The sequence below is a fragment of the Pseudomonas sp. Fl5BN2 genome (assembly GCF_009908205.1).
In the GTDB taxonomy this organism is placed as follows: Bacteria; Pseudomonadota; Gammaproteobacteria; order Pseudomonadales; family Pseudomonadaceae; genus Aquipseudomonas.
In genome coordinates this window covers 227,266-242,785 of sequence record NZ_JAAARL010000002.1, presented here as the reverse complement: position 1 = coordinate 242,785, position 15,520 = coordinate 227,266, and the positions used below count along the sequence as shown (strand labels likewise).

At 61.8% G+C, this 15,520-nt stretch carries 15 protein-coding genes, 4 tRNA genes and 1 pseudogene; 13 read left to right on the top strand and 7 right to left on the bottom strand.

Annotated features, from left to right (window positions below):
- Nucleotide 1: 1 nt before the first annotated feature.
- From GV819_RS03475 to GV819_RS03455, 5 genes are all read left to right on the top strand, one after another.
- The gene (locus GV819_RS03475) at nucleotides 2-808 is read left to right on the top strand and encodes an alpha/beta fold hydrolase (RefSeq protein WP_161753529.1); all 807 of its coding nucleotides are present in this window, start codon (nucleotides 2-4) and stop codon (nucleotides 806-808) included.
- Nucleotides 805-1,665, top strand: a complete 861-nt coding sequence (locus tag GV819_RS03470; protein WP_161753527.1) for an alpha/beta hydrolase — start codon at nucleotides 805-807, stop codon at nucleotides 1,663-1,665. The genes GV819_RS03475 and GV819_RS03470 overlap by 4 nt, the downstream gene beginning before the upstream one ends.
- A gap of 50 nt (nucleotides 1,666-1,715) precedes the next feature.
- Nucleotides 1,716-2,375 (top strand): glutathione S-transferase family protein, encoded by a 660-nt coding sequence (locus tag GV819_RS03465; protein ID WP_161753524.1) that lies wholly within the window; start codon nucleotides 1,716-1,718, stop codon nucleotides 2,373-2,375.
- An 8-nt stretch (nucleotides 2,376-2,383) separates the two neighbouring features.
- Nucleotides 2,384-3,187: a DUF4892 domain-containing protein gene (locus tag GV819_RS03460; RefSeq protein ID WP_178124744.1), complete on the top strand. Its 804-nt coding sequence runs from the start codon at nucleotides 2,384-2,386 to the stop codon at nucleotides 3,185-3,187.
- Nucleotides 3,188-3,256: 69 nt separating this feature from the next.
- Nucleotides 3,257-4,309, top strand: coding sequence for an AI-2E family transporter (locus GV819_RS03455; RefSeq protein ID WP_161753520.1), 1,053 nt, complete (start codon nucleotides 3,257-3,259; stop codon nucleotides 4,307-4,309).
- 40 nt (nucleotides 4,310-4,349) lie between these two features.
- On the opposite strand, the gene xopAW is transcribed toward GV819_RS03455, so the two are convergent.
- The 3 genes from xopAW to GV819_RS03440 all read right to left on the bottom strand — a co-directional run bounded on the left by xopAW (nucleotide 4,350) and on the right by GV819_RS03440 (nucleotide 7,106).
- Nucleotides 4,350-5,183 carry a XopAW family type III secretion system calcium-binding effector gene (xopAW, locus tag GV819_RS03450; RefSeq protein WP_161753518.1) on the bottom strand — a complete coding sequence of 278 codons (834 nt, stop codon included), beginning with the start codon at nucleotides 5,181-5,183 and terminating at the stop codon, nucleotides 4,350-4,352.
- 112 nt (nucleotides 5,184-5,295) lie between these two features.
- Nucleotides 5,296-6,342: a sensor histidine kinase gene (locus GV819_RS03445; protein WP_161753516.1), complete on the bottom strand. Its 1,047-nt coding sequence runs from the start codon at nucleotides 6,340-6,342 to the stop codon at nucleotides 5,296-5,298.
- Nucleotides 6,342-7,106: a response regulator gene (locus GV819_RS03440; RefSeq protein WP_161753514.1), complete on the bottom strand. Its 765-nt coding sequence runs from the start codon at nucleotides 7,104-7,106 to the stop codon at nucleotides 6,342-6,344. The genes GV819_RS03445 and GV819_RS03440 overlap by 1 nt, the downstream gene beginning before the upstream one ends.
- 317 nt (nucleotides 7,107-7,423) lie before the next feature.
- Here GV819_RS03440 and pyrF point away from each other — a divergent pair, with 317 nt between their 5' ends.
- Nucleotides 7,424-8,125, top strand: a complete 702-nt coding sequence (gene pyrF, locus GV819_RS03435; RefSeq protein ID WP_178124743.1) for an orotidine-5'-phosphate decarboxylase — start codon at nucleotides 7,424-7,426, stop codon at nucleotides 8,123-8,125.
- An 88-nt stretch (nucleotides 8,126-8,213) separates the two neighbouring features.
- Here pyrF and GV819_RS03430 read toward each other — a convergent pair whose 3' ends face one another.
- Nucleotides 8,214-9,215 carry an NADP-dependent oxidoreductase gene (locus GV819_RS03430; RefSeq protein WP_161753513.1) on the bottom strand — a complete coding sequence of 334 codons (1,002 nt, stop codon included), beginning with the start codon at nucleotides 9,213-9,215 and terminating at the stop codon, nucleotides 8,214-8,216.
- A 238-nt stretch (nucleotides 9,216-9,453) separates the two neighbouring features.
- Here GV819_RS03430 and GV819_RS03425 point away from each other — a divergent pair, with 238 nt between their 5' ends.
- The 3 genes and pseudogenes from GV819_RS03425 (at nucleotide 9,454) to GV819_RS33620 (ending at nucleotide 12,384) form a co-directional block, all read left to right on the top strand.
- A complete protein-coding gene (locus GV819_RS03425; protein ID WP_161753511.1) occupies nucleotides 9,454-10,215 on the top strand; it encodes an SDR family oxidoreductase in 762 nt (253 codons plus the stop codon).
- Nucleotides 10,216-10,413: 198 nt separating this feature from the next.
- Nucleotides 10,414-11,523 (top strand): annotated as a pseudogene (locus GV819_RS33625) (HAMP domain-containing protein); the annotation flags it as partial.
- Nucleotides 11,503-12,384 (top strand): methyl-accepting chemotaxis protein, encoded by an 882-nt coding sequence (locus tag GV819_RS33620; protein ID WP_434738418.1) that lies wholly within the window; start codon nucleotides 11,503-11,505, stop codon nucleotides 12,382-12,384. The pseudogene GV819_RS33625 and the gene GV819_RS33620, both read left to right, overlap by 21 nt.
- Nucleotides 12,385-12,453: 69 nt before the next feature.
- Here GV819_RS33620 and GV819_RS03415 read toward each other — a convergent pair whose 3' ends face one another.
- Nucleotides 12,454-13,224, bottom strand: coding sequence for a hypothetical protein (locus GV819_RS03415; protein WP_161753507.1), 771 nt, complete (start codon nucleotides 13,222-13,224; stop codon nucleotides 12,454-12,456).
- A gap of 367 nt (nucleotides 13,225-13,591) precedes the next feature.
- On the opposite strand from GV819_RS03415, the gene GV819_RS03410 reads away from it, so the two are divergent.
- The 4 genes from GV819_RS03410 (at nucleotide 13,592) to GV819_RS03395 (ending at nucleotide 14,004) form a co-directional block, all read left to right on the top strand.
- A tRNA-Glu gene (locus GV819_RS03410) sits at nucleotides 13,592-13,667 on the top strand.
- 2 nt (nucleotides 13,668-13,669) lie between these two features.
- A tRNA-Gly gene (locus GV819_RS03405) sits at nucleotides 13,670-13,745 on the top strand.
- Nucleotides 13,746-13,849: 104 nt separating this feature from the next.
- A tRNA-Glu gene (locus tag GV819_RS03400) sits at nucleotides 13,850-13,925 on the top strand.
- A 3-nt stretch (nucleotides 13,926-13,928) separates the two neighbouring features.
- Nucleotides 13,929-14,004 (top strand) — tRNA-Gly (locus GV819_RS03395).
- Nucleotides 14,005-14,125: 121 nt separating this feature from the next.
- Here GV819_RS03395 and GV819_RS03390 read toward each other — a convergent pair.
- Together GV819_RS03390 and GV819_RS03385 are read right to left on the bottom strand one after the other, a co-directional pair.
- On the bottom strand, nucleotides 14,126-14,758 hold the full coding sequence (locus GV819_RS03390) for a LysE family translocator (RefSeq protein WP_161753505.1): 633 nt from the start codon (nucleotides 14,756-14,758) through the stop codon (nucleotides 14,126-14,128).
- 46 nt (nucleotides 14,759-14,804) lie between these two features.
- Nucleotides 14,805-15,431, bottom strand: coding sequence for an alanyl-tRNA editing protein (locus tag GV819_RS03385; RefSeq protein WP_161753503.1), 627 nt, complete (start codon nucleotides 15,429-15,431; stop codon nucleotides 14,805-14,807).
- Between the last annotated feature and the right edge of the window lie 89 nt (nucleotides 15,432-15,520).

Genomic DNA, 15,520 nt, shown 5'->3' with positions numbered 1-15,520 from the left:
TATGTCGCAACAGGTGTTTTTCGCTCATGCCAATGGGTTTCCCTCCGGCACTTACGGCAAGCTGTTCGCTGCCCTGGCGCCTGAGTTTGAGGTGACCCACTTGCCGCAGCATGCCCACGACCCGCGTTTTCCGGTGGACGACAACTGGCGCAGCCTGGTGGATGAGTTGATCCACCACCTGCAACAGCAGGCGCAACCGGTGTGGGGGGTAGGGCACTCGCTCGGTGGTGTACTGCACTTGCATGCAGCCTTGCGCTGTCCGGAGTTGTATCGGGGGGTGGTGATGCTCGACTCGCCGGTGCTGACCCGGGCCGACCAATGGGTTATCCGCGCAGCCAAGCGCTTCGGTTTCATCGACCGGCTGACTCCGGCTGGACGTACCCTGGGGCGCCGCGAGGAGTTTGCCGATATCGAATCCGCTCGCCACTATTTCGCGCACAAGACACTGTTTCGTGCGTTCGATCCGGAGTGCCTGGACGCCTACTTGCAGCACGGCCTGCAGCAAGTGGGTGATCGCTTGCGGCTGCGCTTCGATCCGGCCACGGAAATCAGCATCTATCGTGGTGTGCCCCACACCAGCCCGGGGAGTGCTCGTCAGCTCAAGGTGCCCCTGGCGGTGGTGCGCGGGCAGCAAAGCCGGGTGGTGATGCGTCACCACACCAGTGCCGTGGGGCGCATGCCCCAGGGCGAGTCGCTGACCATGCCGGGCGGCCACATGTTTCCCCTTGAGCGGCCCCAGGACACTGCGACCTTGCTCAAGGACCTGTTCACTCGTTGGGAACTGCGCCAGCCACGGAGTTGTGCATGAGCCACGCCGTCGAAGAAGTACGCCTGAGCCTGCCGCATATCGAACTGGCGGCCCATCTGTTCGGGCCCGAGGACGGTTTGCCGGTCATCGCCCTGCATGGCTGGCTGGACAACGCCAACAGCTTTGCCCGGCTGGCGCCCAAGCTCAAAGGCCTGCGCATTGTTGCCCTGGACATGGCCGGCCACGGTCATTCCGCGCATCGCCCCCTGGGCGCGGGTTACGCCCTGTGGGATTACGCGTATGACGTGCTGCAAGTCGCCGAACAACTGGGCTGGCGGCGTTTTGCCCTGATGGGCCATTCCCTGGGGGCGATTGTCTCTCTGGTGCTGACGGCGGCGCTGCCGGAACGGGTCAGCCACCTGGCCTTGATCGATGGGATTGTTCCGCCGACCAGCAGTGGCGAGGGGGCCGCCGAACGCCTGGGTATGGCCCTGCAGGCGCAACTGGAGCTGCAGGGCAAGCGCAAGCCGGTCTACAGCACCCTGGAACGCGCCATCGAGGCGCGCATGCAGGGGCTGGTGGCGGTCAGTCGCGAAGCCGCTGAACTGCTGGCCCAGCGCGGCCTGATGCCAGTGGCCGGTGGTTATACCTGGCGCAGCGACAGTCGCCTGACCCTGGCCTCGCCGCTGCGCCTGACCGATGAGCAGGCCATGTCCTTCGTCCAGCGGGTCAGTTGCCCGACGCAACTGGTGGTGGCCGCCGACGGCATGCTGGCCAGGCACGAAAGCCTGTTGCAGCGTCTACCCTTCAATTTCAACCGTGAAAAGCTGCCAGGCGGGCACCACCTGCACCTCAACGATGAGATCGGTGCAAGCTTTGTCGCAGACTGTTTCAATCGGTTTTTCGCCGTTCCTTGACTTGACGGGGGCAACTGTCGAGGCTGGGCAGGTTGAAATGGGAGACAACCATGATAGATCTGTACACCGCTGCGACCCCCAATGGCCACAAGGTTTCCATCCTGCTTGAAGAACTCGGCCTGCCCTATACGGTGTACGCCTTGAGTTTCGACAAGCGGGAGCAAAAGGCGCCGGCGTTTCTGAAGATCAATCCCAATGGGCGTATTCCGGCCATCGTCGACCGCGACAATGGCGACTTCGCAGTGTTCGAATCTGGCGCGATCCTGGTGTACCTGGCCGAACTCAGTGGTCAATTGCTGCCTGCCGATCCCAAGGGCCGCTCGATCGTCATGCAATGGCTGATGTTCCAGATGGGCGGCATCGGGCCCATGCAGGGCCAGGCCAACGTGTTCTTCCGCTACTTCCCGGAAAAGCTTCAGGGCGCCATCGACCGCTATCAACACGAAACCCGGCGCTTGTACGAGGTGCTCGACACTCGTCTGCAACAGGCCGATTACCTGGCCGGGGACTACAGCATTGCCGACATCGCCACCTTCCCCTGGGTGCGCGGTCATGAGTGGTCCGGTGTCTCGGTGGAGGGTTTGCCTGCCTTGCAACGCTGGATGGCGGCCCTGGAAGCCCGACCTGCAGTCCAGCGCGGCTTGCAGGTTCCGCAACGCAGTGACGATGCCAACGTCGTCAAAGGCGCCCAGGCCATGCTTATCCGATGAGAGTTTCCATGCGTTCAATCAGTGTTCTGGGCTTGTCCTTGCTAAGCTCCCTGGCGCTTGCCGCCGATCTGCCCGGCAGTCATGACCTGCCCTTGATACCCCGCCTGACCGATGCCCAAATCGTCGACTACCGTCCGGAAGTGGAGCAGGAGCGCATCTATCCCTTGGGCTCGATCCGCAGGATCAGCGGTCAGTTGCGCTTTGACAACCAGGTCAATGCCCGAGGCAAGCTCACCGCCATCACCTATCAACTGCCAGCGGAGCGCACCTCCAACGATGCCTTCACCCTGGCTCGGGAGGCCTTGCAGAAGCAGGGCGCCGAGCTGCTGTTCTGGTGCCAGGCGCGTGATTGCGGCGAGAGTAGCCTGTGGGCCAACGAGGTGTTCGGCAATGCCAAGCTGTTTGGCGCCGATGAGCAGCAGGCCTATCTGTTGCTGCGGCTGGCGGCGCCCCAGGACAACTCTCTGGTAGCCCTGTACGGCATTACTCGAGGTAACCGTCGGGCTTATCTGCATGTGGAACAGTTCGACGCCGCAGCCCCCTTGGGGGATTTGTTGCCGACCTCGGCGACCCTGCTGCGGCAGTTGAAAGACACCGGAAAACTGGACTTTCCGAAACTGACGGATCCCCAGCCGACCTGGCTCAACCTGCTGTCCCGCGGGCTGAATCTGGATACCACCCTGCGCGTCAGCCTGTCCGGGAAGCAGGCCGAAGCCTGGCGTCAGGCCTTGATCGGGCAAGGAGTGCTGGCGAGGCGGATGGAAACCGGTAACACCGATACTGCTGGCCTACACTTCGAACTGCTGCGTTAAGCTGTTTTGGGCAACCCGCGATTGCGGGTTCGCCTACTCTTCACTGGTTATCCTTGCGCGAGACATTTCATGCTCAATAACGATCGCCTGCTGGTGCAGATCCTGCTCCTGGTGCTCTTTGGTGCCAGCTTTTGGGTGATGGCACCGTTCTGGTCGGCGCTGTTCTGGGGTGCAGTCCTGGCGTTTGCCAGCTGGCCGCTGATGCGTTTACTGACCCGCTGGCTCAACGGGCGCGAGTCCCTGGCCGCAGCCCTGCTGACCCTGGGCTGGATGCTGCTGGTGGCAGCGCCCCTGGTCTGGCTTGGCCTCAACCTGGCGGACCATGTGCGCGATGCCACGGTCTTTATCAAGGATGTGCAGGTCGATGGCCTGCCCGCTGCGCCGGACTGGCTGGCGAGCCTGCCTTTTATCGGGGAGCGGGCGGTAGGCTGGTGGAACAGCATCGACCAGCAGGGCGCGGCCCTGATGCTGGCGGTCAAGCCGTACCTGGGGCAAGTGGGCAACTGGTTGCTGGCCCGTAGCGCGCAGATCGGCGGGGGCATCCTCGAGCTGACCCTGAGCATTGTTTTCGTGTTCTTTTTCTACCGCGACGGTCCGCGTCTGGCGCTGTTCGTGCACAAATTGCTGGAGCGATTGATCGGCGAGCGTGCCGGTTACTACATCGACCTGGTCGCTGGCACCGTGCAGCGTGTGGTCAACGGGGTGATCGGTACGGCGGCGGCCCAGGGCCTGCTGGCGCTGATCGGTTTCATCATTGCCGGTGTACCGGGAGCGCTGGTACTGGGGATTGTCACCTTCCTGCTCAGCCTGATTCCCATGGGGCCGCCCTTGGTATGGATTCCGGCCACCGCCTGGCTGGCCTGGAAAGGCGAGTACGGCATGGCGGTGTTCCTGGGGATCTGGGGTACGTTCATCATCAGTGGCGTCGACAACGTGCTCAAGCCGTACCTGATCAGCCGCGGCGGCAACCTGCCCCTGGTGATCGTGCTGCTTGGGGTGTTCGGCGGCCTGATTGCCTTCGGCTTCATCGGTCTGTTTATCGGCCCGACCCTGCTAGCAGTGGCCTACAGCCTGCTGCTGGACTGGAGCGCCAGCCAGGCCCGGGCCCAGGAACCACAGTGAAACCTCGATTGCCGCTCCGCAAGGGAACGGCAAGGGCCTATCAGGCGGCGACGTTGACGCCGCCGCCGACACTGCGGGTGGCGTTCAACTGATACTGCTTGCTCAGGTTGGCGATCATCTTGCCCAGGGCATCGGCGACGCTGGCCTGTTCGCCCTGGGTGTCACTGTCCTGGCTGCGCCCGGCATGCAGCGTGGCCTTGAGCTCTTCGCTGCTGATGCCAGCGCTGCTGTCGCTATCGAGGATCTTCAGCAGCGCCGAACTGCTGTTGCTGCCTGAGCCGTTGTCGCGGGCCTGCAAGGCGCTGCTCAGTTCCGTGGCACTGATACTGCCGTCCGAGTCGCTGTCGAGTTGGCTGAACAGCTGGTTGCCGGAGCCCTGCTGTGGCGGCTGTGGCGGCGCCAGGCTGGCGGCCAGTTCATCGAGGCTGACAGTGCCGTCCTGATTCTTGTCCAGAGCCGAGAAGATCTGTTTGCTGTCGGCACTGCTGCCAGCACTGCTCAAGCCGCTGTTCAGTTCATCACTGCTGATGACACCGTCGCCATTGCTGTCCAGGGCGCTGAGCAGGGCATCCGCGAGTTCGGTATTGGGCGCGTGGTCATGCGCGGGCGGTGCCATGGTGGCCATCTCGTCACTGCTCAGGCTGCCGTTGCCATCAGTGTCCAGGTCGCTGAAGTTCTTGCTCAGGCTGACCAGGATGCGATTGTCGCTCTTCTGTGACAGCGCGTTTTTCAGCTCGTCCTGGTCCACTGCGCCATCGCCGTTGCTGTCGAGCTTGGCAAACAGCTCCTTCTGCAATTGCTGGCCACGGCTGGTACTGGAGGTGCTGCTGGAGCTGTAGCAGCTCGAATGGTTACTGCTGACGCTACCGATCATTGGACTCACTCCCTGCGGATGAATAGAGCCGGTGGGGGCTCCGGCTCATGCAGGCTCAGGGGGGTAGTTATCCTGGGTATTGGCGTTTTGTACCTATGGGTACACAAGGCGCTCAGGGCCGGGGCAGACGCAATACCGCGGTCAGGCCGCCGCCGGGGGTTTCGTCGAGAAGCAACTGGCCGCCCATGCGTCCCGCCGCCTCGCGGGCGATGGTCATGCCCAGGCCGACGCCGCCGGAGTTGCGGTTGCGCGAGCCTTCGAGGCGGAAGAACGGCTCGAACACGGCCTCGCGCTTGTCGGCTGCGATGCCCGGCCCGTGGTCGATGACCTTGATCAGCAGGTGTTCACGGTTGTCTTCCAGGGCCAGGGTGGCCTGGCCGGCATATCGCAAGGCGTTGTCCAGCAGGTTGTTGATGCATGATTGCAGAGCCATGGGCTGCACCAGCAGCGGCGCGCAATGGCCCTGTGCCTGGACCTTGGCGCCCTGATCCTGAGCGTTCTCGCACAGCGACTCCACCAGTGCCTGCACGTCCATCCATTGCTCGGCCTCGCTGGTGCGCTGTTCATGCAGGTAGCTGAGGGTGGCATCGAGCATTTTGATCATGTCGTCCAGGTCCTGGCGCATCTGCCCTTGCAGCTTGCTGTCCTCGATCTGTTCCAGGCGCAATTTCAGCCGTGAAAGCGGGGTGCGCAGGTCATGGGACACGGCGCCGAGCATGCGCCCGCGTTGCTGCACCTGTTCGCGTATGCGCTTTTGCATCTGGTTGAAGGTATTGGCCGCTTGCCGTGCCTCACGGGGGCCGACTTCTTCCAGGGGCGGGCTGTCGAGGTTTTCACTCAAGCGTTCAGCAGCTTCGCTGAGGCGCTGGATGGGTCGTGACAGCAGCTTGGCGCCGTACCAGGCAGCGATGATCAAGGAAATGAACTGGAACGTCAGCGGCACCAGCGGGCCGCCGAACCAGGGCCGTGGTGGCCGTCTTGGATAGGCTGGGGGCTGGCCGGGTGGCTGGCCGTTGCTCAAGCTCGCGGACATGGGCGGTGGCGGGGGCGGAGGCCCGTAGTGGTGAAACCAGAAGAACGCCAGCAGGTGGGCGAGCACGATCGCGATCAGCAGGACACCGAACAGGCGGCCGAACAGCGTATCGAAGCGCCCACGCATCAGCCGATGTCTCGGGCATCAAACAGATAGCCTTCACCGCGTACAGTCTTGATCAACTGCGGTGATTTCGGATCATCCCCGAGCTTCTGCCGCAGGCGCGACACCAGCAGGTCGATGCTGCGATCAAAGGCCTCGATGGAGCGGCCGCGAGCCGCATCCAGCAGTTGTTCACGGCTCAGCACCCGACGCGGGCGCTCGATGAACACCCAGAGCAGCCGAAACTCGGCGTTGGAAAGAGGTACCACCAGGCCATCGGCAGAGATCAGCTGGCGCAGGACGCTGTTCAAGCGCCAGTTGTCGAAGCGGATATTGGCTCGTTGTTCGCTGCGATCATCACGGACCCGGCGCAGAATGGTCTGGATCCGTGCCACCAGCTCCCGAGGCTCGAAAGGCTTGGCCATGTAGTCGTCGGCCCCCAGTTCCAGGCCGATGATACGGTCGGTGGGTTCGCAACGGGCGGTGAGCATGAGGATCGGAATGTCCGACTCGGTACGCAACCAGCGGCACAGGGACAGGCCGTCTTCACCGGGCAGCATCAGGTCGAGCACCACCACGTCGAAGTGTTCGGCCTGCAGGGCCTGGCGCATCGCGGCACCGTCGGTGACGCCACTGGCGTGGATATTGAAACGCGCCAGGTAGTCGATCAGCAGCTCGCGGATCGGTACGTCGTCGTCGACGATCAGGGCTCGGGTATTCCAGCGCTTGTCGTCGCCATTGACCGGGGCTTTGGAGTCGTCGTACAGAGGGGCTGGAGTGGTATGCATAGGTGCGGTCATCTGCCAGGTAGGCTGCCGGCCACCAGAGGGTGGCGACGAGGTTGTGGCTTCAGCATAGGCGTCCGGCCCGAGGGCTGGAAGTGCTGTTCGAGGGTATTGCGGCTGGCGAGGGTAGCGCTGCGGATTGTTGCTGGCGTGTCTTCAGTGTATCCGGGTTGATACAAATACCCGGCAGCCAGGGCTATTTACCGGGCGGATCGTCGGTGTGGGCTGCCGTTGAGGATGAAATAGCGCTCGTCGGGTCCCGGATCGGCGCGGCTTGCGCTACAATCCGCGCCGATTTCGACTTGCCTGAGAGCCCCTTCATGTCCATCTGCCAGACTCCTATCATCGTCGCCCTGGATTTCCCCACCCGTGACGCCGCGCTGAAACTGGCCGATCAACTGGACCCGAAACTGTGCCGGGTCAAGGTCGGCAAGGAGCTGTTCACCAGCTGCGCCGCCGAAATTGTCGGGACCCTGCGGGACAAGGGCTTCGAAGTGTTCCTGGACCTGAAGTTCCACGACATTCCGAACACCACTGCGATGGCGGTCAAGGCCGCTGCGGAAATGGGCGTATGGATGGTCAATGTGCACTGCTCCGGCGGCCTGCGCATGATGGCCGCCTGCCGCGATGTGCTCGACCAGCGCAGCGGCCCCAAGCCCCTGCTGATCGGTGTCACCGTGCTGACCAGCATGGAGCGTGAGGACTTGGCTGGCATCGGCCTGGACATCGAGCCCCAGGAGCAGGTTTTGCGCCTTGCCGCGCTGGCGCAAAAGGCCGGCATGGACGGCCTGGTGTGCTCGGCCCTGGAGGCCCAGGCCTTGAAGAGTGCTCACCCGTCCCTGCAACTGGTGACCCCGGGGATTCGTCCGGCGGGCAGCGCCCTGGACGACCAGCGGCGGATTCTGACTCCGCGCCAGGCCCTGGATGCCGGTTCCGATTACCTGGTGATCGGCCGCCCCATCAGCCAGTCGGCTGACCCGGCCAAGGCCTTGGCCGATGTCGTGGCCGAACTGGCCCTGTAACAACCGGCTCGCTGCGATCCGATGGTGCCGACGCCGGTAATCCAGGTCCGGCACCTGAGCCAGCCCCGATTCCGGGGCTGGCTTGTTTTCAGACCTTCAGCACCAGTTTGCCGAAGTTTTCCCCGCTGAACAGCTTCATCAGCGTTTCCGGGAACGTCTCCAGTCCCTCGACAATGTCTTCCTTGCTCTTGAGCTGCCCCGTGGCCATCCAGCCGGCCATTTCCTGCCCGGCGGCGGCGTACTGAGCGGCATAGTCCATCACCACGAAGCCCTCCATGCGCGCGCGGTTGACCAGCAGCGACAAGTAGTTGGCCGGACCCTTGACCGCGTCGTTGTTGTACTGGCTGATGGCGCCGCAAATCACCACCCGCGCCTTGAGGTTCAGGCGGCTGAGCACTGCATCGAGGATGTCGCCACCGACGTTGTCGAAAAACACGTCGACGCCTTTTGGGCACTCGCGCTTGAGCCCGGCGTGGACATCTTCGTTCTTGTAGTCGATGGCGCCGTCAAAACCCAGTTCGTCGATGAGGAATTGGCATTTGTCCTGGCCGCCGGCGATGCCCACCACACGGCAGCCCTTGATCTTGGCAATCTGCCCGGCAATGCTGCCCACCGCGCCGGCGGCGCCGGACAACACCACGGTGTCACCGGCCTTCGGTGCGCCAACATCCAGCAGGGCGAAGTAGGCGGTCATGCCGGTCATGCCCAGGGCCGATAGGTAGCGCGGCAGCGGTGCAAGCTTGGGGTCGACCTTGTAGAAGCCCCGAGGCTCGCCGAGGAAGTAGTCCTGCACGCCCAGGGCACCATTGACGTAATCGCCAACCGCGAACCCCGGATTGTTCGAGGCAATCACCTGGCCCACCCCGAGCGCGCGCATCACCTCACCAATGCCCACCGGCGGAATATAGGACTTGCCTTCATTCATCCAGCCACGCATGGCCGGATCCAGGGACAGGTATTGGTTCTGCACTAGGATCTGCCCCGCGGTAGGTTCGCCTACTGCAACCTGCTGGTAGGTGAAGGTTTCGCGGGTGGCCGCGCCGACGGGACGTTTGGCGAGCAGGAACTGGCGGTTGGTCAGGCTGGTCATGGCAGGCACTCAAAGGGGGGAACGAAACACTAGTTGATAGACCCTCGAAGCCGATGCCGCAAGGTTTGCCGGCCCGCCGAATGGGGGCCAATCCAATGCCGTGATGAAGGCCCAGGCACTTTCATCACCCGGATGCATAAGGACCCAACCGGCCTTTTGATAGTGCTGACGCGAGCAAGGCTGGCTGTGGCTAGATTGGCTCGGGTGGTTGACCCGTAATTGATCGAGGAACTGAGCAATGAGCATGAGGTTTTCCGGCCAGGTGGCCCTGGTGACTGGCGCGGCCAATGGTATCGGCCGGGCGACGGCCCTGGCGTTCGCTGCAGAAGGTCTGAAGGTGGTGGTGGCGGACCTGGATGTGGCCGGAGGCGAAGGCACTGTTGCGCTGATTCGAGCGGCGGGTGGCGAGGCGTCGTTCGTGCGTTGCAACGTCACACTGGAGGCTGATGTACAAAACCTCATGGCCTGTACCGTCGAAGCCTATGGCCGCCTCGACTATGCCTTCAACAATGCCGGGATCGAGATCGAGAAGGGCCGGCTGGCCGAGGGCTCCCTGGACGAGTTCGACGCCATCATGGGGGTCAACATCAAAGGGGTGTGGCTGTGCATGAAGTACCAGTTGCCGCTGCTGCTCGCCCAGGGCGGTGGTGCCATCGTCAATACGGCCTCGGTGGCGGGTTTGGGCGCGGCACCGAAAATGAGCATCTATGCGGCCTCCAAGCATGCGGTGATCGGCCTGACCAAGTCGGCGGCCATCGAGTACGCGAAGAAGAAAATTCGGGTGAATGCCGTATGTCCGGCGGTGATCGACACCGATATGTTCCGTCGTGCCTATGAGGCAGACCCGAAGAAGGCCGAATTCGCCGCGGCGATGCATCCGGTGGGCCGCATCGGTACGGTCGAGGAAATCGCCAGTGCCGTGCTCTATCTGTGCAGCGATGGCGCCGCCTTTACCACCGGCCATGCGTTGGCCGTCGACGGTGGTGCCACCGCAATCTGAGTGGAGGGGCGGGTTCTGGGCGGCGCGGGCCGCCGGGTGCCTTGTGGAATCGACCTCCAGTGTCCTGAAAACGACCTTGACGTAGCTTTTTGCCATTATTCCGATGTCAGAGACTTGTGCGTCGGTACGCACCGTTGCGACCCTTCACTTAGACAAAATGGCCCTATTGCCATTGGGACTGGAAGGGGGCTGCACAGCATGACTTCGACCGCGAGTGGACGTTTTGCCAACTTGGGCATGGCCAAGAAACTGGGCATCGGGTTTGCCCTGGTATTGCTCCTGACGGCCCTGGTGGCCGGCATTGGCGTCTGGTCCCTGCAAACCATCAGCCAGCGTTTTGATGGCCTCAAGCAGATGTCGCAGCTCAACAGTGGCGTGCTCAAGGTGCGCCTGCTGGAGCAGGATTATGCTTTGCATGGCGACGCCAAGACCGTCGACAGCCTGCATGAAAGCCTGGCCGCTCTGTTGGCCCTGGCCCTGCAGCTCAAGGGGCAATCCCCGGCCAACCAAGTGGCCATGGCTGATGTCGAGTTGGCCCTGGCGGATTATCGCAAGGCCTTTGATGAGTTCGTCGAACTGACCCAGGCCAAGGACCTGGCCCTGGAAATGGCCAGTTGGTCGGTGTCCAGCGTGGCCAACAACCTCGACGTGCTGCAGGCCGGGCTGGCGGATGACGGCGCCTATGCGCTGAAGGATTCCCAGGGCAAGGAAGGCGCCGAACTCATCGAGCAAGCCAATCAGATCAGCCAGGTCTCGCGCCTGATGCTGCAGGCTATGAACGAAGCCCGGGTGCGCCTGGATCAGAATCGCAAGGGCGGTGACCAGGATAGTGCCGAGCAAGGCAAGATCGAACAGGCCGAACAGGCCCTGGCCCAGGCCGAACAGTTGAAGGCGGCGGTCAAGGATGCGGGTTATCAGACCGTGCTCAATGAAGTGTCGGGGCACATCGGTAACTTCAGCGAGAAACTCAACGAATACACCGGCCTGCTGGCCCAGGAGAAGCAGGTCTATCAACAGTTGCATGAGCGCGCGGCCCGGGTGATGGCGCGGGTTGATCAGGCTTATCTGGCTGAAGACCAGTCGATGCAAGGGGAGCTGGAGAAGAACTCCTGGCTGATTATCGGCTCCTCGGCCCTGGCCCTGCTGGTGGGCTTGTTGGCGGCGTTGAGCATCACCCGCCTGATTGTTCGTCCGCTGCGCAGCGTGATGCATGTGGCCCAGCAGATTGCCGCGGGGGACCTGACTACCAGCGTGGTGGTGACCCGGCGTGACGAGATCGGCCAGTTGATGCAGGCAATGCAGCAGATGGGCAGTGGCCTGAGCGGTATCGTCAGTGGCCTGCAGGCCGGGATCGAGCAACTGGCGAATTCGGCCCAGTCGCTGTCCACGGTGACCGAGCAGACCAACCTTGAAGTCAGCACCCAGAAAGAAGAAACCGAGCAAGTGGCCACTGCCATGAATCAAATGACTGCCACGGTGCACGACGTGGCGCGCAATGCTGAGGAAGCGGCCCAGGCCGCGCAGGCGGCGGATGACAAGGTGGAAGGCGGCCAGCGGGTGGTGCGCCAGAGCATGCAGCGGATCGAACAGTTGGCAGATTCCGCGACCCGTGCCAGCAGCGGTATAGAGAGCCTGAGTACGGAAATCGACAACATCGGCAGTGTGCTGGATGTGATCAAGAGTGTTGCCGAGCAGACCAACCTGCTGGCCCTCAACGCCGCTATCGAAGCCGCCAGGGCAGGAGAGCAGGGCCGGGGTTTTGCAGTGGTCGCCGATGAAGTGCGGGCCTTGGCTAAGCGCACCCAGCAGTCCACCGAGGAAATTGCGCGCCTGGTGAGCGCCTTGCACGTGGCTGCCGACTCTTCGGTGCAGCAGATCCAGAGCAGTGGTGAACTGGTGAAGCTGGCGGTCAGCGATGCCCTGCAAACTGAAAGCGCCCTAGGCAGCATTGCTGCAGCGGTGTCACTGATCCAACAGATGAACCAGCAGATCGCCGCCGCTGCCGAGCAGCAGAGTTCGGTGGCCGAAGAGATCAATCGCAGCGTCACCAGCATTCGTGCCAGTGCCGATCAGTCTTCCCTGGCCATGCAGGGCAACGCTGCGTCGAGCATTGAGCTGGCGCAGTTGGGCGTCGAGTTGAAAGGGATGGTGGGGCATTTCCGCTTGTAGCGGTGGGGAGGGCGCTGCGCTATCGAACCCTTGCCCGGCGATTGACGCGTCGGGCAAGGGTTTTTCATCTCAGTCGTAGATGGCTTTCTTCTTCCAGTCGGCGTCGGCTTCCACGGTCTTCAGGCCCTGGGTCAGTTCATTGACCTCATCTTGCGCCGGCTCAAGGGTGGACAGCACCATGGAGTTGGCCCGTGCCAGGAGTTTATCCAGGTACTCCAGCTGTTCCTTGTAGGTCGCCGGGTCCGGCTGTTTACGCAGGTATTGCACGCCGCGTTCGAAGGCCAGGCGCGCCTGGCCCGGCTGGTTCTGCTGCAGGGCGTATTGGCCCAGGTTGTTGAAGAACTCGATATGCAGCAGCACCAGGATATGGCGGATTTCCTTGATCCAGCGCTTGGCTTCGTTGGGCTGCAGGAAACCGTCATGGGCGGCACGGGTCACCTGGCCGTGCATGGCTTCCAGCAGGAAACGTACATCCTTGGCCTTGGCTTCGGTCTGGATTGGCGCCGGCGGATTGTTCACCGGGATCGACTCACCCTGGCCGATCAGCGTATTGAGCTCGGCCTGACGCGCCTTGAGGGCTGTATCTGTCTTGTCGAGGTTGAGCATGCGCTGCACAACATTGAGTTCCAGGCGTGTCAGTAGCAGCTTGAGAGCTGGCGACATGAATTGGCCGGGAAAGGTTTCGGTGATTTCGCCACAGCGACGCAGGCGATCATTGAGTTCGACCTTGGTACGGGCTTTTTCCAGTTTGTTGTTTTCCACCACATGGTTCATGTAGCCAATGGCGATCAATAGTGCGATCCCGGCTATTACCAGCAGGGTGATCATGAGTGGTGTCACCGTTAAAACCTCGTTATAGGATTCGCGTGCGAGTGTAGTGGCTTGGCATTTAGACGCATAGCGTCGCTCGACGAGCAGAGCATCAATAGCGCTGCTTATATTAGGTGGCAAACGACCAGGAGCTCCCTGGGTTCAAATTGCCATCATCGACTGCGGAGGACTATAACGCCTTGTCGAGTGCCAGAATATAGGCGTCAAAGCACGGACGGCAGAAAAGCCCGAAGCGGGCCTCAAACTACCCCGAAGTCATTGATTTAAATAAAAATATATCTGGGGCTTGACGGCCCCCCAAAGCATCCATAGAATGCGCGCCACTTTCAATGGAAAGCAAATAGCGAAACGTTGAAGGAAGTGAATGTTTTAGCGTGTCCCCTTCGTCTAGTGGCCTAGGACACCGCCCTTTCACGGCGGTAACAGGGGTTCGAGTCCCCTAGGGGACGCCATTGCGGGAATAGCTCAGTTGGTAGAGCACGACCTTGCCAAGGTCGGGGTCGCGAGTTCGAGTCTCGTTTCCCGCTCCAATTTTAAACAGCACTGCTCTCGGGCAGGGCTGAGTGAAACCAGAACCAAATCTTCGGATGCGGGGCTGGACACCGAAACACACACCATGTGTTCCGGGTAGCGTGTCCCCTTCGTCTAGTGGCCTAGGACACCGCCCTTTCACGGCGGTAACAGGGGTTCGAGTCCCCTAGGGGACGCCATTTGCGGGAATAGCTCAGTTGGTAGAGCACGACCTTGCCAAGGTCGGGGTCGCGAGTTCGAGTCTCGTTTCCCGCTCCAATTTCACAAAAACGCCGCTCATTGAGTGGCGTTTTTGTTTGTCTGCGATTCAGCTTTTCGCGCTGTTGCGCAATAAAAAAGCCCGCCAGCCTGGCTGTGCGGGCCTTCGTCGTTGTGGCGCTTACAGCGATAACAGCAGGCGCCCGGCAAACAACACCAGGATCAGCCCCATGCAACGCTCGAACCAGTGGCCCAGGCGCATGAACTGCAGGCGTACCCGGGCGCTGGAAAAGAACAGCGCAACGGTGACGAACCACAGGGCGTTCACCAGGCACATCCAGGCGCCATACAAAGCCTGGATGCTCAATGGGGTGGTGGCGCTGACCAGCGTGGTGAAGATTGCCAGGAAGAACAGTGTCGCCTTGGGGTTGGTGGCGTTGGTCAGAAAGCCGGTGGCAAATGCGCGCAGCAAGGTTTGCCGTGGCTCGTCCTGCGCGCTATCGCCTGGAACTGTGGTCTTGGCCTTGCTGCGCAGCAAGCTGACGCCCAAGTAAAGAATGTAGGCACCACCGAGCAGTTTGGCGGCGCTCAGCAACCAGGGCGTGGCGTGCATCAGTGCGCCGACCCCCAGCAGGGTGTAGAGCACGTGCACGGAAATTCCTGCGCCGATCCCCAGGGCCGTACAGACTCCGGTCATGCGACCGAAGCGCACGCTCTGGCGGATGGTGACGGCAAAGTCCGGTCCGGGTGCGACCACGGCGAGAAAGTGAACGACAGCCAGGGCGAGAAACTCGCCGAGATAATTGGACAGCATGCTGACTCCGCAAGGCTGGTAGCTAGGTAGGTGAGTGCGAGGTTTTTCAGTCGAGGCTGTAGCAGACCGAGAGGATGCCTTTCTTCTCCGAGATCGAGCTGATGGTTACCTGTCCCAGTGCTTGCAGGTGGCGTACGTGAGTGCCGCCGCAGCCATAAGCCGGCAATGGGCCAAAACTGATCTGGCGCGATCCGCTCTCCATCAGGATGTGGCGCTCTAAATCTGCGTTGACCCACTGCTCGATGGCGCTCTGCACGCTGGCACCATCAATTTCCTCGGGCTGTTCTCTCGGCTTGAACGACACCCGTCCCTCTCCCGGCCAGTGATGGGCCTTGATTGGTGTCCAGCCCTGGCTCTGCACGAAGTGGCCGATCAGGTGTCCGGCGGAATGCATGCGACTATTGAACAGGCGCTGCGTCTCATTCACCAGCGCCTCAAAGACCCCTGGCTTCAGGGGTTGGTCTAGGTAATGCACGATCTGCTCGCCTTCCTGCATTACGCGCTGCACTTGAGCTGCACCGATCCAGCCGGTGTCGCTGGGTTGGCCGCCGCCCTGGGGATGAAAGGGTGTGGCGTCCAGTGTCGTGGCGAACAGGTCGTCGTGGGGCGTGCAACTCAGTACTTCTACCTGGGCGGTCAATTGGTCATGTTGGTAATACAGGCGAAGCGTCATTTCTCAAACCCTGGAGCGAAGTGTTTTTTTATTATGCGGGTTGGATAATTGCGTGATAATCCGTTCGAAACTCAATGGACTATTGCGTC

Bases quoted from the DNA above. Each gene is read 5' to 3' on its own strand.
- GV819_RS03475 (WP_161753529.1), top strand. From the start codon at position 2: ATGTCGCAACAGGTGTTTTTCGCTCATGCCAATGGGTTTCCCTCCGGC.
- GV819_RS03430 (WP_161753513.1), bottom strand. From the start codon at position 9,215: ATGACCAGCCTGACCAACCGCCAGTTCCTGCTCGCCAAACGTCCCGTC.
- GV819_RS03465 (WP_161753524.1), top strand. From the start codon at position 1,716: ATGATAGATCTGTACACCGCTGCGACCCCCAATGGCCACAAGGTTTCC.
- GV819_RS03470 (WP_161753527.1), top strand. From the start codon at position 805: ATGAGCCACGCCGTCGAAGAAGTACGCCTGAGCCTGCCGCATATCGAA.
- GV819_RS03460 (WP_178124744.1), top strand. From the start codon at position 2,384: ATGCGTTCAATCAGTGTTCTGGGCTTGTCCTTGCTAAGCTCCCTGGCG.
- GV819_RS03385 (WP_161753503.1), bottom strand. From the start codon at position 15,431: ATGACGCTTCGCCTGTATTACCAACATGACCAATTGACCGCCCAGGTA.
- GV819_RS03440 (WP_161753514.1), bottom strand. From the start codon at position 7,106: ATGCATACCACTCCAGCCCCTCTGTACGACGACTCCAAAGCCCCGGTC.
- GV819_RS03425 (WP_161753511.1), top strand. From the start codon at position 9,454: ATGAGCATGAGGTTTTCCGGCCAGGTGGCCCTGGTGACTGGCGCGGCC.
- GV819_RS03390 (WP_161753505.1), bottom strand. From the start codon at position 14,758: ATGCTGTCCAATTATCTCGGCGAGTTTCTCGCCCTGGCTGTCGTTCAC.
- xopAW (WP_161753518.1), bottom strand. From the start codon at position 5,183: ATGATCGGTAGCGTCAGCAGTAACCATTCGAGCTGCTACAGCTCCAGC.
- GV819_RS33620 (WP_434738418.1), top strand. From the start codon at position 11,503: ATGCAGGCAATGCAGCAGATGGGCAGTGGCCTGAGCGGTATCGTCAGT.
- GV819_RS03455 (WP_161753520.1), top strand. From the start codon at position 3,257: ATGCTCAATAACGATCGCCTGCTGGTGCAGATCCTGCTCCTGGTGCTC.
- GV819_RS03445 (WP_161753516.1), bottom strand. From the start codon at position 6,342: ATGCGTGGGCGCTTCGATACGCTGTTCGGCCGCCTGTTCGGTGTCCTG.
- pyrF (WP_178124743.1), top strand. From the start codon at position 7,424: ATGTCCATCTGCCAGACTCCTATCATCGTCGCCCTGGATTTCCCCACC.